We start from the raw sequence: 22,209 nt of genomic DNA on the forward strand, positions 1-22,209 counted from the left end.
AGGAGGCGGGAAGTCAGGGAGTTGGGTCGACCGTCCCGCCGGTCTGAGCCAAAAGGTTGCCCAGCCCCACCCGGGTCGCCACCACGATGAGCAGGTCACCGGCGCACAGCACGTAGTTCGGCGGTGGGCTCCAGAGGGTCTGCCGTCCGTCGTCGGTGGTGACCGCCAGCAACCGGACCTCGCCGACGTCCTCCGCGGAGCCGACCGGCCCGCCGTCGAGGTCGGAGGCGGCGACCACCGGCACCTCGGCCAGCAGCAGCACCTTGCGGTCGACGGGGATGGTGCCGATCACCTCGCGCTCCAGCAGCGCCGCCGCGAAGGCCGGGGCCGCGAGGAACGACACGCTCCGCGAGGCGGTGATGCCGAACGCCTGCTGCACCCGGTGCGCGAACGCGCCGTCGAAGAGCCGCAGCACGACCCGCAGGTCGGGCTTGAGCTCGCGGCTCTCCAGGGCCGCCTCCAGGTTGGCCTGGTCGTCGGTGGAGACCACGACCAGCGCCCGGCTGGTGTCCACCGACGCGGCCCGCAGCGTCGCGACGCGGCTGGCGTCGCCGACGATGAACGGCACGCCGCGGTCGCGGGCGGACTGGGCGCCGCGGGCGTTCTCGTTGCGGTCGATGACGACGACGGGCACGCCCAGGTCGACGAACGCGTGCATGACGCGGGTGCCGACGTTGCCGAGCCCGACGAGCACGACGTGGTCCGACAGCGGCTCCCGCAGCCGGCCGAGCGCGATGGCGAGCTTCGCGTTGACGATCGTCTCGACGACCGCGGCGGTGATGACCGGCACCAGCGCGATGCTGACCAGGCTCAGCAGGACCGTGACGAGCTTCTCGGGCCAGCGCGCGTCCAGGTCGGGGCCGGCGCCGACGAGCTCGGACAGCAGCGTCACGTAGGCCGCGTCCCACCACGGGACGTCCCTGAAGCTCGCGATGATCGCGGTGCCCGCGGCGAGCAGCCCGACCATGATCAGTGAGGTCGTCCAGAGCCGGCGGCCGACGAGTCCCTGGTACGCGCGGAACGGGTTGCGCAGCCACCGCCAGCGCCGCCGCCGGCGCAGTTGGCGGATGTCGTCCTCGCGGGCGACGACGGTGCTGACGGGCTCGCCGGTCGCGACGGCCAGCACGAGGTCCGCGGCGCCCTGGTCGGCGGGGAGCAGCACCGGCTCGCCGTCGCCCTCGGTCACCGCCAGCCCGCAGATCACGTCCTCCGCCCGCACCTCCGGGCGGCGCGCGACGAAGAGGGTGCGGCGCGCGACGCGGACGTGCACCGGGGCGACCTCGCCGAGCGCCTCCGACACGAACGCGGGCGCCGCCATCTGCGCGTCGGACAGGACGCGGAGGTCCGCGAAGTTGCGCCGGACGCTCTGCCCGAGGCGCAGGTTGAACATCCGGATGACCAACCGCAGCCCGGGGTTGATCTCCTGGGCCTGCAGCGCCGCGTCGAGGTTGCCGATGTCGTCCTGCTTGACCAGCGCGAGCGCGTCGGCGGTCGCCAGCCCCGCGAGCTCGAACGCGTCCCGGTCGGGGTTCGCGGCCTCGATGACCCGGCCGCCGCGCTCGCGCAGCAGGCGGGCGATGTCGGGCCCGTGCCGCCGGTCGACGCTCGGCAGGATCGCGGTGACGTGCACCCCGTACTGGTGGATCAGCTCCTCGATCAGGCGATACGCGAGGGGGTCGTCACCGCAGACGACGATGTGTTTCGTGGCCGCGAGCCGAGGGGGGCGGCGCGGATCCGAGAAGGGCTCGACCCACCACGGACGGGTGATCGCCTGGGCGTGGGGAAGGCCGCTGCGGAGCCGGCGCATCAACCACGATTCGGACTCCACGGGGCGATCCTAACGAAGATCACCAACGCCCGGGGTCCCGCTCGATCGACAACTGCCGCGTCACTTTGTCCGGGTTGGTCGTTGAACAGGCGATCGGATTTGTCGACCAGATTGGTTAACGAGGATGAACACGTGGTTTCGCCGGGCGGTCGGCACCGTCGGTGTGGCCGGCGGCATTTTGCTGCTCGGTGCCGGTGCCGCACACGCCGATGACGCCCTGGTGCCCGGCCAGCTGGACGATCTCTTGTCGCCCGCCGGCGGCCCCAACAACCAGTCGCTGCAGCTCGAGGCGCACGGCTCCCGCATCGACACGAGCGCGGACAGCGGCACGCAGGCGGGCCGCCGCACCACCTCCACGCAGCTGAGCAGCCCCCAGCTGCCGAGCGTGCTGGACATGATCCCGACCGAGATGCTGGGGCTGCCCCGCGCGACGTCGAGCAAGGTCTCCACCCTGCAGTCGGCGCCGAACCAGCTGCCGGCCGAGGACTCGGTGGCCGCGCTGCCGCTGGTCGGTTCGCTGCAGCAGTTCGGTCTGCCGGGGGTTTCCGGTGTACCGGTCGCCGCCGGTGACACGCTGCACGGCACGTCGATCGCCGACACCCGTACCGCGTTCCCGGGCGAGGCCACGAGCCTCCCGCTGGGCAACACCGCCGGCGGGCTGCCGCTGGTCGGCGGCCTCGGCGGCGGCACGGGCGGCCTCCCGCTGGTCGGCGGGCTGCCGGTGCAGGGCACGCTCAAGCCCGTCGACGACCTCGCCCTCCCGGTCGGCACCGGCGGCAAGCGCTCGGGCAACCAGCGGGTCCAGCGGATCTCGGGCACGGAGGCGGACTCGGGCCTGCCCATCGGCGAGCTCCCGCTCGGCGGCAGCGACGTGCTGAAGAACGACTCGATCACCGGCGTCCCGGTGATCGGCGGCGTCGGCCCGACCCCGGGCGTCAGCACCACCGCGGTCGCGAACCGCCTCGTGCCCACGACCGGCGCGCTGCCGCAGGCCGCGAGCCAGCTGCCGCTCGTCACCGAGAAGACCTACGCGCCGCGGCACGCCTCGGCGTACGCCCCGCGGCACTCCGCCGGCGCTTCGGCCTCGGCCTCGGCGGGTGCTTCGGAGGAGGCGCTGCCGGTGGTCGGCGGGCTGCCGCTGCTCAACGGCATCGCCGGCGGCAACCTCCCGCTGGTCGGCGGGCTGCTCGGCGGCAGCTGACCGTCCTCGCACGAGGAACGGCCGGCGGTCGCCCGCCGACCGTCCGCACGGAACGGCCGGCGGTCACCCGCCGACCGTCCACATGAGAAGGGCCGGCGGTCATCCGCCGGCCCTTCCTCACTTCCGCAGCGGCGCCCCGGCGGCGTGCAGGTGGCGCAGCGCCTGCGAGTAGGAGTCGACGAACGTCGCCGACAGGTACGGCACGCCGATCTCCGCGCAGTACCGCTCCACGATCGGCTGCGCCTTGCGCAGGTTCGGGGTCGGCATGTTGGGGAACAGGTGGTGCTCGATCTGGTAGTTCAGGCCGCCGAGCAGCACGTCGACCAGGACCCCGCCGCGCACGTTGCGGGAGGTGAGCACCTGCTTGCGCAGGAAGTCCAGCTCGTCGTCGCCGGTCAGGGTCGGCATGCCCTTGTGGTTCGGCGCGAAGGTCAGCCCCAGGTACAGGCCGAACAGCCCCTGGTGGACCGCGATGAACGCGACCGCGATCCCGGGCGACAGCAGCGCGAAGACGGCCACCAGGTAGGCGGCGAAGTGGCCGTACAGCAGGAAACCCTCGAGCTTGGAGCGCTTGGTCCTGCCGATCGCGCGGGCGCTGGACACGTGCAGGTTGAACCCTTCCAGCAGGAGCAGCGGGAAGAACAGCACCGCCTGCCAGCCGCCGATGAGCCGGGCCAGGCCCTTGGCCTCGCGCGCCTGCCGGGTCGACCAGACCAGGATGTCGGGCGCGACGTCGGGGTCGTGCTCCTCGTGGTTGGGGTTGGCGTGGTGGCGGGTGTGCTTGTTCATCCACCAGCCGTAGCTCATCCCGATGCCGAGGTTGCCCACCAGCATGCCGAGGATCTCCGAGATCCTGGACGTGCGGAACACCTGCTTGTGCGCCAGGTCGTGGGCGACCAGCGCCACCTGGGCGAACGCGACGGCGAGCAGCGCGGCGGCCAGCAGCGCCCACCAGGACGAGCCGATGAGGGCGAGAGCGGCCCACCCACCGGCGTAGAGGGCACCCACCAGGGTGAACCGCAGGGCGTAGTAGCCGGGGCGGCGGTCGAGCAGACCGGCCGCACGGATGTGGCGGGACAGTGTCGTGAAGTCTGAGGTGCGGTCGGCCAGCAGCGTCATGCGTCAAGCCTCGCGAGCGCGGGCCCCCGGAACGAGCCGGGCAGCCCCGCTGTTTGTGGTGGTGCTGCCCCTACCCTCAGGCCCCGTTAGGGTTGGAAAGGTGCCAGTGCTCATCGGCTCCTACGCCGACCAGATCTCGTTCTTCGACGACGACTTCAAACCGTCGGCGCCGCCGATCCGCGCGTCGTCGCCCTCATACCTGGCCGCCTCCGCCGACGGCGGTGTCATCTACACGGTGGCCGAGCTGGACGAGGGCCACGTCGCCGCGTTCCGCCTCGACGGCACCCCGCTGGGCTCGCTGCCGACGGGCGGCGCCTCGCCGTGCCACCTCGCGGTCGCCGGCGGGTTCGTCCTGTCCGCGAACTACCAGGGCGGCAGCCTCTCCGTCTTCGCCCTCGACGCCGACGGCGGCCTGGCCTCGCGCACCGATCTCGTGCAGCACACCGGCAGCAGCGTGCACCCGGACCGGCAGAGCGCGCCGCACGCCCATCAGGTGACCGTGCGCGATTCCATGGTGTACGTGGTGGACCTCGGCCTCGACGAGATCGTCCACTACCGCCTGACGTCCTCGGGCGTCCTGGAGCGGCAGCGCGCCACGTCCGTCACCCCGCCGGGCAGCGGGCCGCGGCACCTGGTCCTGCACCCCGACGGCCGGGCCTTCGTCGCCAACGAGCTCGCCTCGACGGTCGCCGTGCTGGACCGCGGGTTCGAGGTCCTCGACGTCCAGCCGTCGGTGCTGGTCCCGCCCGCGGGCGACAACTTCCCCAGCGAGCTGCTGCTGTCGGCCGACGGCACGCGCCTCTACGTCGCCAACCGGGGCAACGACACCATCACCACGTTCGCCGTGACCGCCGACGGCCTGTCACCGCTCGACGAGGTCTCGACCGGCGGCACCTGGCCCCGCCACTTCGCCCTGCTCGACGGCGCGCTCGCCGTGGCCAACCAGCACTCGGACACCGTCACGCTGCTGGAGCTGGACCCGGCCACCGGCGTCCCCCAGCCCGGCCGGACGGTCCTGGAGCACCCGTCCCCGAGCATGGTCCTGCACCTGCGCTGAGGCCCGCCTCAGGCGCTCGCCTCCTTGACCACCATCGGCTCGGCGTTGAACTGCATGGCGTCGAGGGCGGCCCGCAACCTGGGCAGGTCGCCCTCGGCCAGCTGAAACGACGCCCGACAGATCTTGTCCACCCACAGCGACACCACCACCGTGCCGCGCATCGGATGACACGTCACCCGCATGGTGCGGTCGTCTCCCCGCACGTCCTCAAACACGTCGCCCGACTTGGGCAGCGCAACCAGCTCACCCATGTCCTCAATGCTGCGACACTGAACGCTCGTTCTACAAGCCTCCGGGCGGCTTCTCCCCCACCGCGTCATCCGCCGCAGCGCCGACCGCACGGTCCCCGGCCGCTCCCTCGCCAGGCACGAGGGCGCATCGCGCCGGATGGAGGCGGGCATCCGCCGGCGCGGCCGGTCTCAGGCGGCCTCGGTCAGCGAGGCGTTGCGGGCCTCGAGGACGGCGCGGATGTCCTGGGTGCGGTCGGGGTCGGGGGTGGCCGCGGGGTCGGTGCCCGGGCGGGCGGTGTCGGTGACGCGGGCGTTCTTCGTGCGCTGCTGCGGGACGCGGCGCTGCTTGCGGGTGACGGTGGAGGCGGTGATCGCGGACTGGCGGGCGGCGTCGAGCGTGTCGCGCAGCTCGGCCGCCTCCTCGGCGACCCCCGCGGCCTCCTCGGTCAGGGCCTGGGCGGCGACGACCGCCACGTCCGCGGCCTTCACGGCGGCGCGCTCGGCCGCGGCGGCCGCGTCGTACAGGCGGCGGGCCCGGCTCTCGGCGGAGCGGCGCAGCTCGATCTCGCGGGCCTGCAGCTCGTGCAGCGGGTCCCAGCCGGACGCGCCCTTGAAGACGGACTCCAGGGCGTCGACGGTGATGTCGCCGCGCTTGAAGGCGGCCAGGGCGGCGCGGGACACCTCGCGCTTGCCCTCCTCGTCCTCGTCGGCGCCGTCGCCGGAGGTGGCCGCGGCGGCCGCGTTCAGGGCCTCCTCGTATGCCTTCTGCGCCACGTCGAACGTCGTCCAGGCCACCTCGCGGGCCTGCTGCGCGGCGAGGGCGCGGGCCTGGGCCTCGCCGACCTCGATCTGGGCGCGCTTCGCGGCGGCGGCGGTCGCGGCGGCCTGGCGGATCAGCTCGCCGGCCTCGACCCGGAGGCGGGCGCGCTCGGCGGGGCTGAGGCTGGCGTCGGCCTCGGCGACCTCGGCCCGGCGCTCGGCCCGGTCGATGCGGGCCAGGCTCCAGCGGGACAGGATCGCGGCGAAGAGGATGAACAGCACGATGACGCCCATCAGTGCGGCCCAGACCACGAGGGCGCCGGTGACGGGGTCGAGACCGAGGATGCCCCTGCCGCCGTCGAGGGTCCAGGGCAGGCCCTGACCCGAGGATGACCCGTGCGTGGCGGGTGCGGAAAGAGCCACGGCGCGACCTCCGGCTGTGCGTGTCGCTACAGCGTAAAGGTCATGACCCGGGCAGAGCGACCCATCGAAGGGTGACAATCCGATGAAAACCCGGACACGAATTGTCACGTCCACGCGTAAAAGGCCCGGTCAGCAGGGGTGACCCGGCGACGGACAGTGATGATCACCACGGCGCAGTCGGCTAGTTGTCACCAGAACGTGATCGTGGCTGGTAAATCGGGTGTCCCGCCGGTGGGTGATCGCTAACGTGCCCGCCATGTGCTTGCGTGTCGTGCTTTCGCCGCCCATCCGCTAGCGGGCAGGCGAACGACCCGGAGAAGCGCCACGGCCTCGCGCCGCGGCGCCGGTGACGGCTGCCCGAATCCCCAGCTCTGGCAGCGTCACGACAATTCGGGAGTAAGACATAAATGGGACATAACAGAGGACTACTCTGTATCGCATTCGCGGGACTGGCCTGGGGTGTCGGCGGGTTTGTCGCCGCCGTTCTGTACGACCGCAGCGGACTCGGCCCGATCGCGGTCACGTTCTGGCGGTACCTCGGCGGCATCGCATTGCTCGCGGCCATTCGGCCATTCCAGCAAAACGGACAAAAACCACTCAACAAGCGCCGGCTGGTCGTCAACGGGCTGGGCATGGCGCTCTACCAGACGGCGTACTACGTGGCGATCGACCTCACCGGCGTCGCCGTCGCCACGGTCGTCGTGCTCGGATCGGGGCCGGTGCTGGTCGCGATCGGCGACCGGGTCCTCTTCAAGGAGCGCGTCAGCGTCCCGACCGTCGCCCTCGCGGTGACCGGCCTCGTGCTGCTGGTGGGCGTCGACACCGTGGACGCGGCGGGCCTCGCCGTGGCGTTCGTGTCCGCGGCCGGCTACGCCGGCGTCACGCTGCTCAACCGGGCGGGCAAGGAGGACCCGTTCGACTCGGCGCTCGGCGGCTTCGCGGTCGGCACCGTGGTGCTGCTGCCCCTGGCGCTGCTGGAGGGCCTGCTGCCGACCAGGGGCGGGACCGGAGAGACGGTGGCGCTGCTGGCGTTTCTCGGGGCGGTGCCGACCGCCCTCGCCTACGCGCTGTTCTTCGCGGGCCTGACGGTCGTGAGGGCCACGACCGCGGCGGTCGTGGCCCTCGTCGAGCCGCTCGCCGCGGTCGCCCTCGGCGTGCTGGTCCTGCACGAGCCGCTGACGGGCTGGTCAGCGGCGGGTGCCGGACTGTTGTTGCTGTCGGTCGTGATCGGTGGTCAGTTGGAGCGCCGCAGCCGCACGACGGCCGTCACCGCGAACGCCCCCACCGCCACGGCCGCCGCCAGCCCCCACCACCAGAGGTGGGAGGACTCCCGTTCCGGAGCGGCGGCAGCCGCTGCGGACGCGGGTGGCGGCGACTGTGCGAGGCGCGACGTCACGACCGCCGTGGCCGAGACCGGGTTCGCGCCCGGCCCGGTGACCTTGACGGTCCACGTGCCCGGTGAGAGCACCGGGCCCGAGGTGTAGAAGCCACGCCCCTCCGCCGCAGCGTTCAGCTGCAGCGGACCCACCGTCCGGCCGCCGTCCGCCGAGGCGGTCAGCACCAGACGGATGTCGCCCTCGGCGGGGCGGCCGTCCGCGCTCAACGCGCGGACGGTCACCCCCTCGGCGCCGTCCCCGGCGACCTCGAGACTGAGGTCGCCGGGGGCGAACGTCAACGCCGCCATCATCAGCAGCGCGAGCACAACCTTCACAGCTTGCCGTTCTTCTTCACCCGGCTCGGGTCCACGTCGAGCCGGCCCGTGCCCTGCAGGGACTTACCGGCGTTGGCCTTCACGCCGGCGTTGCTGGGCGGGGTACCGCCGAGCCGCAACGTCATCGCGTCCGCGTCGCGGATCAGCGTGTCGCGCACCTCGGCCTCGGGCACCAGCTTGGCGGTCAGCAGGCCACGGAAGGTCGCCAGTTCCTTCAGCGCCTTCGTGTCGTTGCCGTTCGCCTCGAACTTGCGGACCTTCGCGAGCTGGTCCGACAGCTGGGTGTACGCCTTGTTGGTCAGCCGGCTCGTAGCCTTGAACCGGTCCAGCAGGTTCTGCATGTCCCGGAACGAGGTGGTGACGAAGAACCGGACGGTGCTGGTGGTGGCGTTGCCGGCGTTGTCGGTGCCGACGACGACCAGCTCGTGCAGGCCGAGGTCGAGCTCGTACATCGCCTGCAGGGTGCCGGTCTGGTAGGCGCCGCCGTCCAGCGAGCCGGTGACGGACCTGATCCCGGAGACCGGGTCGATGGCCTGCCAGGTGACGCGGACGTCCTGGCTGTCGCCGTAGAGCTGGCCGTCGGCGAGGCCGGCGACGATGACCGTCGGCGCGGTGCCGTCGATCTTCAGGATCGCCGACTTGAGCGTCTCCGCGTTGCCGGCCGCGTCGGTGGCCTTGTAGAGCAGCTCGTGCTGGCCGTTGCCGGTGACGTTGACCGGCGTCGTGTACGGCGTCCAGGGGCCGCCGTCCAGGGACCACTCCACCTTCGTCACGCCGGAGCCGGCGTCGGTGGCCGCGAGGGTCACCGGGGTGGCCCCGTTGTGCCAGCCGGCGTCGGACGCCGGCGCGAACGCCGCCGTGGTGACCGGCGCGGTCGCGTCGATCTTCACGGCCGCCGTCTGCACGGCGGAGACGTTGCCGGCCTTGTCGGACGCGCGGAACTTGACGCTGTGCGTGCCGTCACCGCTGACCGCGACCGGGGCGGTGTAGGCCGTCCAGGTGCTGTCGGCGTCGACCTGGTACTCGATCTTGTCGACACCCGAGCCGCCGGCGTTGTCGGTCGCCGCGAGGGTCACGGTGACCGGCCCGGTGTACCAGCCGTTCGACTGCGGACCATCCACAGTGGACGTGGCGACGGGCGCCGTCGTGTCCACCACGGCGGTGCTGATCCGGAAGTAGTCGAACGATGCCGGCTTCGACGCCTTCTGCCCGGCGCCGAGGGTGTACAGGCCCACCTTGGCACTGTTCGCCACCGCGGCGTTGGTGAGCGGCTCCAGCGCGGTGTAGGTGACGCCGTCCGCCGAGTACGAGGCGGTGTAGACGTTACCGACCTTGGCCAGCCGCAGGTACCAGACCGCGGCGGTCAGGTTGTTCGCCCCGGGCTGCGGGTTCTGCACGGCCCCGGCGATCTCGCTGCGGAACTCGATGCGCCGCGAGACCGTCTGACCCGCCTGGTTGTCCGCGACGAAGTCGAACTTGACGTAGTTGTCGTCGTCGCCGTAGACGATCAGGCCGCCCTGCTGGTACTGCTCGTTGAACAGCGATCCGTCGATCTTCGTGTCCAGCGTGAAGTCACCCGTGGGCGCCTTCTGCAGGATGAAGTTGGACGGGTTGGAGTTGTCGGAACCGTAGACGTCGCCGTTGGGGACGTCGATCTGCAGCGCGCCGTTGCTCACCCGGTACTTCGTGGAGTCCTCCCGCACGATGGCGTTCCACCGGCAGTGGTCCAGAGTGGACCCGGTGAACTCGTCGTTCGGGTTGACCGCGCCGGCCGGCTCGTCCGGGACCAGCTGGAAGTAGTCGAAGCTCGCGTTCACGACCGGCGCGGTGGTGCCGCCGTTGAGCGCGAACAGGCCGACCTTCGGGTTGGCGATCCCGGCGAGCGCCGCGGACCGTCCGACCGGGGTGAACGTGGTGCCGTCGGTGGAGTAGGACGCGGTCAGGTTGGTGCCGTCGGAGGCGATCCGCACGTAGTACGTGTCACCGGCCTGGGCGTTGATCGCGTCGGCGCTCTCGTTGCGTGGCGTGCCGGCGCTCTCCCGGATGAACTCGACCCGGCGGGAGCCGCTGTAGAGCAGGTCGACCTTGGCGTAGTTGTCGTCGTCGCCGTAGACGATCAGGCCCGCCTGCTGGTAGTTCTCCGCCGCGGTCAGGGTGACCTTGGTGGTGGCCTGCCACGCGCCGCCGGGTGCCGGCTGCAGCACCAGGTTGGTCGCGTCGTTGCGGGCGCCGTAGAGGTCGCCGGCGCCGGTCGGCAGGATCAGCGAGCCGCCCGCGACGGAGAACGTCTGGTTCTCCCGGACGACCGTCCACTTCGCACGGTCCAGCGAGGACCCGAGGAAGTCGTCGGACTTCGCGCCGAAGCAGGACGTGTTCGGCGCCTCCGCCTTGACGGTGACGCTCTTGTAGCCCTTCGCTCCGCGCGCGTCGGTGACCGTCAGCGTGGCGGTGAAGGTGCCGGGTGCCGTGTAGGTGTGGTTCGCGTTCGCGGTCGTGGCCGAGCCGCCGTCACCGAAGTCCCACGCGTAGGTCAGCGGCGTGTCGCCCTCGGCGTCGGTGGCGGAGCCGGTGAACGCGACGTTGAACGGCGCGGTCCCGGTCGGCGGGGCGGCGGTCGCGGTGACCACCGGCGGCGCGTTGTCCGTCACGCCGCGGCCGATGAAGTCGACCCAGTTCACGTTGTAGCCCGCGCCCGATCCGGTGGCGATGAAGTACAGCGGCCCACTGGAGGTGCTCGGGGTGACGTCGAGGGTCAGGTCCACATAGGTCTGCCAGCCGCCCGTGCCCGGCACCGCGACGGAGCCCACCACGGGACCGTCGAGCGCGCCGGTGCGGACCTGGATCGTGCCGCCGCTGGCGTTGTTGGAGGCGGCGCGGATCCGCATCTGGGTGATGCCGGTGAGGTTGGCCGGGGCGAAGGAGAACCAGTCGCCCTCCTCGACGAAGCCGATGTTCTGGAAGCCGCCCTGCGGGTCACCGGTCGTCTCGGTGCGCACGCCCGGGTCGCCGCCGGCGGTCGAGCCCGGCACCCGCCCGGTGGCCGCGAAGTACTCGGCCTGCTTGCGCTTCGGCTGCAGCTGCACCAGCGACCGCCCGGTGAGCGGAGCGGCACCGCCGGCGCCACCCTTGTCCACATAGGACGCCTCGATGACGGCGAACACGTCGGCGTCTGCGCCGTGCCCGCTCGCCAGGGACGTCTGGACGGTGCCGCTGCAACCGGTCAGCTGGTTGAGCGGGTGGGCGTGCTCGTCGTGGCCCAGCAGGTACTGGACCTGGACCTTCGAGCAGTCGACCGTGCCGTCCTCCGGGTCGGTGACGGTGACGGTGAACGCGACCTGGTCGCCCCACTCGTAGAAGCCGCCGTCGGGCGGCAGCGTGATGGTGACCTTCGGCGCGGTGTTGCCGACGGTGACGGGCACGTTCGCGGTGCCGCTGCGGCCCTCCGAGTCGGTGACCGTCAGCTGGGCGGTGAAGTTGCCGTTGCTCGTGTACGTGTGGGTCGGGTTGGGCTCGGTGGACGTGCCGCCGTCGCCGAACGCCCACGCGAACGTGATCTGCTGCCCGTCGGGGTCGCGGGAGCCGGCGCTGGAGAAGTTCACCGCCAGGGGCGCGGGGCCGCTGGTCGGGTTGGCCGCCGCCTGGGCGATCGGGGCCCGGTCACCGGCGATGTAGTCGATGCGGTAGACGCCGGAGTCGTCGTTGTTGCCGCCGAAGCCGGTGCCCCACTCGATGAGGTAGAGCGAGCCGTCGGCGCCGAACTCCATGTCCATCGGCCGGATCGTGCTCATGCCGGCCAGCAGCTGGTTGATGTCCACAAGGGACTTGCCGTCGGCGCTGACCTGCATCGTGTACAGCTTGTTCTGGTTCCACTCGCCGAAGATGGCCTTGCCGTCGTAGTACGCCGGCCACTTCGTCTCGGAGGTGGACTCGGCGTTGTAGCGGTAGACGGGGCCGCCCATCGGCGCGCCGCCGCCACCGATCTCGGGGAAGCGCGGGTTGGCGTCGTAGTCGTAGTCGACGGTCGCCGCGATGACCGGCGGCAGGTTCGTCAGACCGGTGTTGTTGGGCGAGTTGTTGACCGGTGCGGCGCAGTCGAACGCCGGGCCGGCCGGGCCGGACGGGAACGTCCAGTCGCGGTAGGGCACGTTCGCGCCGGTGCAGTACGGCCAGCCGTAGTTGCCGGGCTGCCCGACGATGTTCCACTCGACGGTGTTGCCGGGGCCGCGGTTCGGGTTGGGCTGGCCGGCGTCGGGGCCGTAGTCGCCGACGTAGAGCGTGTTGGTCTTCGGGTCGACGCCGATACGGAACGGGTTACGGAAACCCATCGCGTAGATCTCGGGCCGGGTCTTGGCCGTGCCGGCCGGGAACAGGTTGCCCTGCGGGACCGTGTAGGTGCCGTCGGCCTGCGGCTTGATCCGGATGACCTTGCCGCGCAGGTCGTTGGTGTTGCCGGCGGAGCGCTGCGCGTCGTAGTCCTGCCGGCCGGCCCGCTCGTCGATCGGGGCGTAACCGTCGGACTCGAACGGGTTCGTGTTGTCGCCGGTCGCGAGGTACAGGTTGCCGGCGCTGTCGAACGTCATGGTCCCGCCGGCGTGGCAGCACGTGTTGCGCTGCGTGTCGACCTGCAGCAGCTGCTTCTCGCTGCTCAGGTCGATCGTGTCACCGACGGCCGTGAAGCGGCTCAGCACGTTGCGCGGGCCGCCGCCGTTGGGCGCGTAGTACAGGTAGACCCAGTGGTTCTGGGCGAAGCCCGGGTCCAGGGTGATGCCGAGCAGGCCGTCCTCGTTGCCGGTGAACACCGGGATCGTGGCGGCCGTGACGGTGGTGTGGGTGTCGGGCTTGACGATCTGCACCCGGCCGTCCCGCTCGATGTAGAACACGCGACCGTCCGATGCGGGCGCGAGCTCCATCGGGTTGTTGGTGTTGCTGTCCAGCGTGACCTTCTCGAAGCTGCTGGTCAGCGTGGCGCTGCAGTCCGACTTCAGCACGCCCGCGGCGGTCTCGATGCCGCCGAGCAGGTGCGAGAGGAACAGCGGGTCGCTGTAGGACTCCTGGGTGTGGCCTGCGCCGGTGTACCAGGAGCGCCCGCCGTCGTAGTCGCGGCACCACGAGAACGGGTGGTCCGCGCCCATGGCCCCGGTCCCCGGCGTGTAGCTGGTCTCGTCGAGGCTGGCCAGGACGTGCACCTTGCCGCGGGGGTTGGCGCGGAAGTTGTACCACTCGTCGTAGCGGCTCCAGCGGTCCGGCAGGTCCTTTGTGGACGGGTGCACCGGGTCCTCGACCTTGATGGTCGCCTGCTGCTGCGCCGGGTGGCTGGTGAAGTAGGCGCCGACGAGCTCGCCGTACCAGGGCCAGTCGTACTCGGTGTCGCTCGCGGCGTGGACGCCGGCGTAGCCGCCGCCGGCCTTGATGTAGCGCTCGAACGCGGCCTGCTGGGTGGCGTCGAGCACGTCGCCGGTGGTGGACAGCCAGACGACGACCTCGTACTTGGCGAGGTTGGCGTCGGTGAACGCGCCGGCGTCCTCGGTGGTGTCGACGGTGAAGCCGTTGGCGGCACCGAGCTGCTGGATGGCGGTGATGCCGGCGGGGATGGCGTCGTGCCGGAACCCGGCGGTCTTGGAGAAGACGAGCACGTCGAACGGTTCGACGGCCTGCGCCTGCGGCACCTGGGGCGCCTGAACGGTTTCAGCGGAGGCGACAGCCGGGAGGGCGACGGCCGCGGTCGTGGTCAGGGATAAACAGGCAAGGCTGAATAGCGCGCGTGCCGCGCGCCGGCGTTGGGTGAACACGGAGCTCCTTGTGCGGGGTGGACACAGGTCGCTGCGCAAAACGGTTCGCCGAAACCGCTGTGCGTAATGGGACCGGGGTCATCCCGCCGAGGAGTCGACCGGCCCGTGCGGTGGTTCGTTGTGTTACCTAACAAACTAGCCGCGCAGGGCGTCCCGGGATAGAGCCACACCATGCCTGGTACACGCGCCGGTCAACGGACGCAGCCCGGGAAGCCTCACCAGCCCGGCCGCGGTCGCCTCGTCGGCCGGGGTGTAGACGATGAGCCGCGCCTCGGGCGTCCCGGCGAGCAGCATGCTGGAAGTGGAAAGCCGCAGGTCACCGACGTCCCCGTGGCGGAAGACCTTCAACCGGCTGCCGGGCACCGCCACGTCGTGCGACTGCCACGCCGCCGCGAACGCCGGGCTGGCCGCGGACAGGTCGCGCACGAATTTCTCCCAGGCCGGCTCGCCGATGTGCCGGGCGAAGTTGGCCCGCATCGTCGCCGTCATCAACGGCAGCTCGTCGGCCAGGTTCACGAACGGCATGCAGCATTTCGACGTTGTGTACAAATGCCATAAGGCATTTCGCTCGCTTCCTTTCCGGCGCACGAGATCCGGAAAGAGACCGGCATAAACGGGATTCCAGGCGAGCAGGTCGTACCGTCCGTTGTAGACACAGGCGGGCAGCGTCAGGCTGTCCAGGATCAGCTGCACCTGCGGCTCGAGGGGGCAGCCGGCGGGCTGCGCGGTGAACGCGGGGACGTCGGCCAGCCGGTACAGGTGCTCCCGCTCGGCCTCGTCGAGCCGCAGCGTGCGCGCGATCGCGTCCAGGACCTGCACGCTCGCGTTGATCGGGCGGCCCTGCTCCAGCCACGTGTACCAGGTGACGCCCACCCCGGCGAGCTGCGCCAGCTCCTCCCGGCGCAGCCCCGGCGTCCTGCGCCGGAAGCCCGGCGGCAGGCCCACGTCGGCGGGGCCGATCCTGGCCCGTCGCGAGCGCAGGAACGCGGCCAGCTCGGCGCGGGACGTCGTCATGCCTCCATCTTCGGGCGGTGCCCATCCCGGTGCCAGGTGCTGCCGGTACCAGGATGAGCGGGCTCTCCTCACCGGCAGCGGCGCCGCCGGAGGGTGGCTCCATGACCGTTCTGACCGACAGCCCGCCGGCCACCGCACGGACCGGTGGCGTGCTCCTGGCGACCATCCTCGGCGGGCAGTTCATGGCCGTCCTCGACGTCTCGATCGTCAACGTGGCGGTGCCGTCGATCCGCACCGACCTCGGCGCCTCCGGCGCCGGCCTGCAGCTGGTCATCGCCGGCTACGCCATCGCCTACGCCGTCCTGCTCGTCACCGGCGCCCGCCTCGGTGGCCGCCACGGCCACGGCCGCACCTTCCGGGCCGGCCTGGCCGGCTTCACCGCCGCGTCGCTGCTGTGCGGCCTCGCCCCGTCGACCGGCGCGCTGATCGCCTGCCGCCTGCTGCAGGGGATGGCGGCCGCCCTGATGGTGCCGCAGGTGTTCAGCATCATCCAGCGCACCTTCGCCGGCCCCGCCCGCACCCGCGCCCTCGGCCTCTACGGCGCCGTCCTCGCCGGGGCGGCCGTCGTCGGCCAGTCCGCCGGCGGCTTCCTCACCGGCGCCGACCTCTTCGGCACCGCCTGGCGCCCCGTCTTCCTGGTCAACGTCCCCATCGGCGTGACCCTGCTCCTGCTCGGCCGCCGCCACCTGCCCACCGACCCCGGCACCGACACCCGCCGGCTGGACCCGCTCGGCGTGCTGACCCTCGCCGCCGCGGTGTTCACCCTGGTCCTGCCGCTCGTCCTGGGCCACGAATCCGGCTGGCCCGCGTGGACCTGGGCCAGTCTCGCCCTGAGCGCCGCCCTCTTCGCCGCGTTCGCGCTGGTCCAGCGCCGCAGCCCGGCGCCGCTCATCTCGGGCGTGGTCCTGCGCTCACCGGGCCTGGTGCCGGCGGCCCTGGCGATCCTGGCCGTGATGGCCTCCTACGCCGGCTTCCTCTTCACGCTCGGCCTGCACACCCAGTCGGACCTGGGCTACGGTCCCGCGAAGGCCGGCCTGGTCCTGGTCCCCGCCGCCCTGGCCTTCGGTCTCAGCAGCCTGAACTGGCGCCGCCTCCCGGCGTCCTGGCACCGCCCCGCGATCACCGTGGCCCTGGTCGTCGTCGCCGTCACGTACGCCTGGATGGCCTGGACCATCCGCGACGAGCGCCCGCTGGGCGTCGCCTACCTCTCGGTGAGCGCCCTCTACGGCCTGTGCCTGGGCGCCGCCTTCAGCCCCTTGATCGGGGTCGCCCTGACCCACGTCCCCCCGGCGCTCGCCGGCGACGCCAGCGGTGTCGTCGCCACCGTCACCCAGCTCGCCGCCGTCCTGGGCGTCGCCACCTTCGGCAGCGTCTACCTGTCCCTGGTCCCGTCCCCGTCGGCGGCCGCGGCCACCGACCTGGCCCTCGCCGTCGCCGCCCTCGCGGCCACCGCGGCGACCCTCCTGATCCCCAGACCGTCCCGGTGACGGTAGGCGCGTCAGAAGGGCTGGCGGGTCCACCGCTGGTTGGCGGCGCCGGTGCAGTCCCAGATGATGACCTGCGTGCCGGCGCCGGTGCCGCCGTTGGCGACGTCGAGGCAGCGGCCCGAGTTGGGGTTGACCAGCGTGTCGCCGCGGAAGGTCCACTGCTGGGCGACGGTGCCGTTGCAGGAGTAGAGCTGGACGGCGTTGCCGTTGCCCTTGCCGGCGTTGGCGACGTCGAGGCAGCCGCCGTCGGCGCGGATGCTGCCGTCCGACCGGATCGTCCAGCGCTGGTTGGTGTTGCGCGAGCCGGCCCGGTCGCAGGCGTCGATGACGGCCTGGTTGTTCTGGCCGGAGCGGTACTCCAGGCACAGGCGCGAGCCGACGCCGACGAGCTGGCCCGTCGTCACCTGGGGCGGTGGCGGCGGGGCGGAGCTGGCCGGCTTCGACGGGGACGCCGAGGCGCTCGGCGGCGGGCCGGCGGGTGCCAGGGACTTCGACCTGCTCGGCGTCGGGCTCGCCGACGACCGGGCGGCCGACGGTGACGCGGACGGTGACGCGCCGGCGTCGCGGGTCAGCTCCGGCAGGCCGCCGATGCCCGGGTAGCGCTGCGGGCTGGCGTCGGCGGAGACCGGGGTGCCGTGGTCGCCGCTGCTGACCAGCTGCAGGACGACGGCGGCGGTGACCAGCAGGATGAGGACGGCGACGGCGACGGCGCCGACCGGGTACCGGCGCCAGGCGGCGTTCCGGCGGCGGGCGCCGCGGTAGTCGGGGCCGTCGTCGGTGTCGGCGGGGTCGTCGGTGACGATCGCGATGGCCGGCGGCACGTAGTCGGCCACGGTCGGCGAGTCGTCGGCGGCCAGCAGGACCGGCGCCACCCCGACCGGCGGCGCCGCCGGTACAGCGGCATCCTCCGGCTCGTCGGCGGCCGGGTCGGGCTCGGCCGGATCGAAGGCGGCCGGGTCCACGAGCGCCGGGGCCTCTACGGCGGGCTTGACCAGCGCCACCGGCACAGCGGGCACAGGGGGCACAGGGGGTTCTTCGTCGACCGGCGGCAGCGACTCCGCGGCGCTCGCCCTGACCTCGCCGGCGAGCGTCCCGACGGTCGCCGGGTCGTCCCCCTGCTCAGGATCATCTGTGTCCGGACCGGCCGCGTCAGGACTGTCCGCGTCAAGATCGACGGTGTCAGGATCGACGGTGTCAGGAGCGGCGGCGTCGGGGGACGGCGCTTCGGACGACGGCTCGGGCTCGTCGCCCAGGGCGTCCGCGAAGAGGGCGTCGAAGTCCGGCCGGTCGTCCTCGACGGGAGTGACCGGGATCGAGGCGGTCGCGATCGCCGTGGGGCCGCCGCGCCGCTGGCGGGGGATCGCCGCGCCGGCCGGGAACGTCGGCTTCGCCGGGTTGAACGGCTCCGGCAGGAGGGGGACCTTCGCGGTCGCGGAGGCCGTCGGCGGGACGCGATGCCGCGCCGCCCGGTCCGCACGCTGCGCCGCTCCGCCCGGCTGCTCCTGCTCGTTGCCGTCTTCAGCAACGGACATACCCGGCGTGCTCCTTCCAACGTCCATCACTGCCCGCTGCACCGTAGCCTGCGAAAGCAACAACGCGCGACCGGCCGTTCGGCCCCAACAGGAGCGGTCCGTTGCGATTGGCCGGTAAGTTTTCCCGCATGGCTCCTGACGGCTGGGAAACGTTTGCTGCACAGCACGAGGTGTGGGGGCGGGTGACCGACGGCGCGGCCCACCGTGACCGCGCGGTGACGCTCGTGCGCCAGCTCGCCGCGGCGCGCAGACGGTCCGCGGCCGCGCTGCCCGACGACCCGTGGCAGGACGGCGACTTCGCGCTGCGCATGTCGGAGCAGGTGAAAAGCCTCGTCGGCTTCCTGCCGGAGGGCGAGCGGCTCAGCGGCGCCGAGGCGGCCCTGCTGGTGACGACCCCGTTCCTGCACGACGCGCTGTGGGCCGGCATCGCCGCCGCCGAGCGCGGGGTGCACCCCGGCGACCTGGAGCCGTCCCAGGACGCGTCCAGCGACCGGGCCGCGTTCGAGCGGTTCTCCCAGACCTACGCGCAGCCGCACCGCCGCGCCCTCGCCGCGATCCGCGCGGGCCGGCGGGAGGCGGCCGCGGAGCTCGGCTGGTGGCTGCTGCACCGGTGGATCGGCCGGCGCCCCGCCGCGTATCAGCCGGCGACGATCGAGGCGCTGATCAGGGGGCCGGAGGGCCAGACGCAGGACCTGGCGGGCGCGCTGGACGACGAGCCGCAGAAGCGCCTGGCGGAGCTGCTGCGGGCGATCCGCGCCGACCCGGCGTTCCTCAACCGGCACGACCGGCCCGAGGCGCTGGTCTCGCAGGACCGGCACGGCACGCGGGAGCGGCTGGTCGCGTTCCTGCTGACGATCGCCCGCTGGCTGGCGATCGAGGCGACGGTCCTGCCGGAGGTCATCGGCGAGCACCTCGGCATCGGCGACCCGGTCACGCCGGGCCAGGTGATCGAGACGGTGCACGCGGCCCGCTGGGACCTGCGCGGCGCGACGCTGGTGCTCGCCGCCGACTGCGCCCACCCCTCGATCGAGGTGGCGCTGCGCGTCCACATCGAGACGCTGAACCAGCTGCTCGCCGAGGCCCAGCGGGCGGCGGCCCGGGACGACTCCCTGGCCGCGCTGCGGCACCTGCCCAACCGGGCCGCGACCGACGAGGTGCGCCCGGCGGTCGTCGGCGGTGTCCCGGCCTACCAGTCCGCGGGTGTGCGGTTCCGGCTCGCCGAGGACCGGGTGCGGGAGCTGCTGATGGGCGAGCAGCTCTACGGCGACCCCGCCCTGGCGATCCGGGAGCTGTACCAGAACGCCCTCGACGCGTGCCGCTACCGGGAGGCGCGCACCGAGTTCCTGGCCCGCACCACCGGCGCGGCCCCCGGCGCGTGGAGCGGCCGGATCCGCTTCGAGCAGGGCGTCGACGAGTCCGGCCGGCCGTACCTGGACTGCGTGGACAACGGCATCGGCATGGGCGTCCGCGAGCTGAGCGAGGTGTTCTCGCAGGCCGGCGTGCGGCTGGCGGACCTGCCGGAGTTCCTCGAGGAGCAGGCCGAGTGGGCCCGGCTCGACCCGCCGGTGCAGCTGTTCCCCAACAGCCGGTTCGGCATCGGCGTGCTCAGCTACTTCATGCTCGCCGACGAGCTGACCGTCGAGACCTGCCGGATGGGCCGCGACGGGCAGGCCGGCGAGCGGCTGCGGGTGTCGATCGCGGGGCCGGGCAGCCTGTTCCGCATCCAGGACCTGGGGCCGGGCACCGACTCGGGCACGACGGTGCGGCTGCACCTGCGCGACGGCGTGACCGTCGCGTCGGTGGAGGAGCTGCGCAAGCTGCTGTGGGTGGCCGAGTTCGGCACCGACGCGACCGACGGCGTCGAGACCCAGCAGTGGGCGCCCGGGGAGCTGTCGGAGGCGGCGACCGCCCTCGACGACGAGGACGAGGACGAGGAGGGCGTCGGCATCGGCGTGGTCGCGGCCGAGGGGTCGCGGGTGTGGTGGTGCAAGGGCACCGGCGCGCTGCTCGCCGACGGCCTCTACGCCGGCAAGGAGATCTTCGGCGCGGTGGTCAACCTGAACCGGGACCTCGCGCCGCGGCTGTCGGTCGACCGGACGAAGATCCTGGCGTACCGCGAGGACGACGTCGACCGCCTGCTGTGGGAGGCGGTGCCGGCCCTGACCGCGCCGGGCACGACGCTGCTCGGCTACGAGTGGCTGTGCCGCCTGGCGCCGATCCGGCCGCTGGTCGCGGACCTCATCTTCGAGCAGGCGATCGAGCGCGGCCACGGCAAGTGGGACATGGACGGCGAGACCGTCGACGCGTCCGTCACCGGCTGCTTCGTGGCCAACGACGGGCCGGTCGGCGGCCCCGACGAGCTGGTCGAGTGGCGGCTGACCGCGCTCGCCGCCGGCGGGCGCTACCGCAAGGTGCTCAAGCCGGGTGCGGACTGGAAGCGGGCGCTGCGCTCCCGGCCGTCGGACGCGCTGCTGCTCAGCGTCGACGTCGACGGCACCGGCCCCTGGCTGGACCCGGTCGACATCGTGCCGCTGGTGCACCTGGTGCGGGCGGCGCGCAAGACCGGGCGGAGCGCGCCGGAGATCGCGGCCCGGCTCGACCAGCTGGGCTACGAGCCGTCGGTGGGCGCCGCGCAGGTGGGCGTCGACCCCGACGACCTGGTGTTCACCAGCCGCGACGTCGACGGGACCCGGCCCTGGATGCACCCGGACCAGCCGGTGCATCTCGTACATCTGCTGCGGGCGGCACACAAGACGGGCCGCCCCATCCAGGAGATCGTGGCGAGGCTGCGGCAGCTGGGCTTCGACGTGGACGTCGACGTGGACATGCTGCCGATCGAGCAGTTCGGCCCGAAGGACCTGACGATCGCCAGCCGGGACCTCGACGGCTCGCACCCGTGGCTCGACCCGCGGGAGCCGGTGACGCGGCTGCACATACTGCGCGCCGCGCACAAGGTGGACCTGCCGGCCGACGAGACCGCGGCGCGGCTGGCGCTGCTCGGCTACCCGCTGGAGCCCGGCTGGGAGGCGCTGACCGTCGAGCCCGACGACCTGGTGCTCATCTCCCGCGACCTGGACAGCACGTCACCGTGGCTGGATCTGCACGAGGAGGTGGCGCCGGTGCACGTGCTGCGCGCCGCCGAGCGGACCGGCCGGCCGGTGGCGGAGGTGGTGGCGCGGCTGCGCGCCTTCGGGTTCACGCTCGGGGGCAACCTCGACGCCCTGGAGACCGTGAAACTGGAGCCGGAGGACCTGCAGCTGGCCAGCCGGGACCTGGACAGCTCGCAGCCGTGGCTGGACCCGGCGCGGCCGGTGCCGCTGATCCACCTGCTGCGGGCGACGGAGGCGACCGGGCGTGACGTCGCCGACGTGGCCACCAGGCTCGCCGCCGTCGGGTACCGCGTCGACGTCGACCCGGACGCGATCCTCATCGACCACCTGGAGCCCGACGACCTGACGATCACCAGCGAGGACCTCGACGGCTCGGACCCGTGGCTGGACCCGACGAAGCCGGTCCCGACGATCCGCATCCTGCGGGCGGCGCAGCGGACCCGGCGCAGCGTGCACGACATCGCGGCCCGGCTGACGTTCCTCGGCTACGCGGTGAGCCTGCACGGCGCGGGCCCGTCGCTGGACCAGGTGGAGCCCGACGACCTGCTGATCACCAGCCGGGACCTGGACGGCTCGCAGCCGTGGCTGGACCTCGACGAGCAGGTGCCGCTGCCGCACCTGCTGCAGGCGGCCCGCCGGGTGCGCCGGCCGGTGCACGAGATCGCGGCGCGGCTGGAGACGCTGGGCTACAACGTCGACGTCGACCTCAGCAGCATCCAGGTCGACTCGGTGAAGCCCAACGACCTCCTCCTCGCCAGCACCGACCTGGACGGCTCCCGCCCGTGGCTGGACGCGAGCCAGCCGGTGCCGCTCAACCATCTCCTTGCCGCGGCGCAGAAGATCCGCAAGCCGATCGAGGACGTGTCGAGCCGCCTGCGCGCGTTGGGTTACTCGGTGCCGGACGTCGACTCCAGGCTTCCGCGGCTGCGCCCCGGCGGCGTGTAGGGGC

General features: G+C 72.6%; 12 protein-coding genes. 5 read left to right on the forward strand and 7 right to left on the reverse strand.

Features of this window, described 5'->3' with window-relative positions; translation table 11 throughout:
• Positions 1 to 13: 13 nt before the first annotated feature.
• A complete protein-coding gene (locus AB0J72_RS17300) occupies positions 14 to 1,828 on the reverse strand; it encodes an NAD-binding protein (protein ID WP_363399740.1) in 1,815 nt (604 codons plus the stop codon).
• 124 nt (positions 1,829 to 1,952) lie between these two features.
• On the opposite strand from AB0J72_RS17300, the gene AB0J72_RS17305 reads away from it, so the two are divergent.
• Positions 1,953 to 3,029, forward strand: coding sequence for a hypothetical protein (locus tag AB0J72_RS17305; RefSeq protein WP_363399742.1), 1,077 nt, complete (start codon positions 1,953 to 1,955; stop codon positions 3,027 to 3,029).
• A 117-nt stretch (positions 3,030 to 3,146) separates the two neighbouring features.
• Here the strand turns inward: AB0J72_RS17305 and AB0J72_RS17310 are convergent, their stop codons facing one another.
• Positions 3,147 to 4,148 (reverse strand): acyl-CoA desaturase, encoded by a 1,002-nt coding sequence (locus tag AB0J72_RS17310; RefSeq protein WP_363399744.1) that lies wholly within the window; start codon positions 4,146 to 4,148, stop codon positions 3,147 to 3,149.
• 100 nt (positions 4,149 to 4,248) lie between these two features.
• On the opposite strand from AB0J72_RS17310, the gene AB0J72_RS17315 reads away from it, so the two are divergent.
• The gene (locus AB0J72_RS17315) at positions 4,249 to 5,205 is read left to right on the forward strand and encodes a lactonase family protein (RefSeq protein WP_363399746.1); all 957 of its coding nucleotides are present in this window, start codon (positions 4,249 to 4,251) and stop codon (positions 5,203 to 5,205) included.
• 8 nt (positions 5,206 to 5,213) lie between these two features.
• Here the strand turns inward: AB0J72_RS17315 and AB0J72_RS17320 are convergent, their stop codons facing one another.
• Positions 5,214 to 5,456: a hypothetical protein gene (locus tag AB0J72_RS17320; RefSeq protein WP_360570880.1), complete on the reverse strand. Its 243-nt coding sequence runs from the start codon at positions 5,454 to 5,456 to the stop codon at positions 5,214 to 5,216.
• Positions 5,457 to 5,624: 168 nt separating this feature from the next.
• The gene (locus AB0J72_RS17325) at positions 5,625 to 6,617 is read right to left on the reverse strand and encodes a hypothetical protein (RefSeq protein WP_363399749.1); all 993 of its coding nucleotides are present in this window, start codon (positions 6,615 to 6,617) and stop codon (positions 5,625 to 5,627) included.
• A gap of 407 nt (positions 6,618 to 7,024) precedes the next feature.
• Between AB0J72_RS17325 and AB0J72_RS17330 the strand changes: the two genes are divergently transcribed.
• A complete protein-coding gene (locus AB0J72_RS17330) occupies positions 7,025 to 8,101 on the forward strand; it encodes an EamA family transporter (protein WP_363399751.1) in 1,077 nt (358 codons plus the stop codon).
• Positions 8,102 to 8,324: 223 nt separating this feature from the next.
• Here AB0J72_RS17330 and AB0J72_RS17335 read toward each other — a convergent pair whose 3' ends face one another.
• Positions 8,325 to 13,994 carry a ThuA domain-containing protein gene (locus AB0J72_RS17335; protein ID WP_363399753.1) on the reverse strand — a complete coding sequence of 1,890 codons (5,670 nt, stop codon included), beginning with the start codon at positions 13,992 to 13,994 and terminating at the stop codon, positions 8,325 to 8,327.
• 258 nt (positions 13,995 to 14,252) lie between these two features.
• Positions 14,253 to 15,131 carry a helix-turn-helix transcriptional regulator gene (locus tag AB0J72_RS17340; RefSeq protein WP_363399755.1) on the reverse strand — a complete coding sequence of 293 codons (879 nt, stop codon included), beginning with the start codon at positions 15,129 to 15,131 and terminating at the stop codon, positions 14,253 to 14,255.
• A 101-nt stretch (positions 15,132 to 15,232) separates the two neighbouring features.
• Between AB0J72_RS17340 and AB0J72_RS17345 the strand changes: the two genes are divergently transcribed.
• On the forward strand, positions 15,233 to 16,618 hold the full coding sequence (locus tag AB0J72_RS17345; protein ID WP_363399757.1) for an MFS transporter: 1,386 nt from the start codon (positions 15,233 to 15,235) through the stop codon (positions 16,616 to 16,618).
• Between the two features lie 11 nt (positions 16,619 to 16,629).
• Here the strand turns inward: AB0J72_RS17345 and AB0J72_RS17350 are convergent, their stop codons facing one another.
• On the reverse strand, positions 16,630 to 18,150 hold the full coding sequence (locus AB0J72_RS17350; RefSeq protein WP_363399759.1) for a ricin-type beta-trefoil lectin domain protein: 1,521 nt from the start codon (positions 18,148 to 18,150) through the stop codon (positions 16,630 to 16,632).
• Positions 18,151 to 18,332: 182 nt separating this feature from the next.
• Here AB0J72_RS17350 and AB0J72_RS17355 point away from each other — a divergent pair, with 182 nt between their 5' ends.
• Positions 18,333 to 22,205, forward strand: a complete 3,873-nt coding sequence (locus tag AB0J72_RS17355; protein WP_363399761.1) for a hypothetical protein — start codon at positions 18,333 to 18,335, stop codon at positions 22,203 to 22,205.
• Positions 22,206 to 22,209: the final 4 nt, after the last annotated feature.

The organism is Dactylosporangium sp. NPDC049742, from assembly GCF_040674675.1.
In the GTDB taxonomy this organism is placed as follows: domain Bacteria; phylum Actinomycetota; class Actinomycetes; order Mycobacteriales; family Micromonosporaceae; genus Dactylosporangium; species Dactylosporangium maewongense.

What these genes read in the sequence shown, in the direction of transcription:
- AB0J72_RS17305 (WP_363399742.1), top strand. Translation starts at nt 1,953, where the DNA reads ATGAACACGTGGTTTCGCCGGGCGGTCGGCACCGTCGGTGTGGCCGGC.
- AB0J72_RS17310 (WP_363399744.1), bottom strand. Translation starts at nt 4,148, where the DNA reads ATGACGCTGCTGGCCGACCGCACCTCAGACTTCACGACACTGTCCCGC.
- AB0J72_RS17320 (WP_360570880.1), bottom strand. Translation starts at nt 5,456, where the DNA reads ATGGGTGAGCTGGTTGCGCTGCCCAAGTCGGGCGACGTGTTTGAGGAC.
- AB0J72_RS17330 (WP_363399751.1), top strand. Translation starts at nt 7,025, where the DNA reads ATGGGACATAACAGAGGACTACTCTGTATCGCATTCGCGGGACTGGCC.
- AB0J72_RS17340 (WP_363399755.1), bottom strand. Translation starts at nt 15,131, where the DNA reads ATGACGACGTCCCGCGCCGAGCTGGCCGCGTTCCTGCGCTCGCGACGG.
- AB0J72_RS17345 (WP_363399757.1), top strand. Translation starts at nt 15,233, where the DNA reads ATGACCGTTCTGACCGACAGCCCGCCGGCCACCGCACGGACCGGTGGC.
- AB0J72_RS17350 (WP_363399759.1), bottom strand. Translation starts at nt 18,150, where the DNA reads ATGTCCGTTGCTGAAGACGGCAACGAGCAGGAGCAGCCGGGCGGAGCG.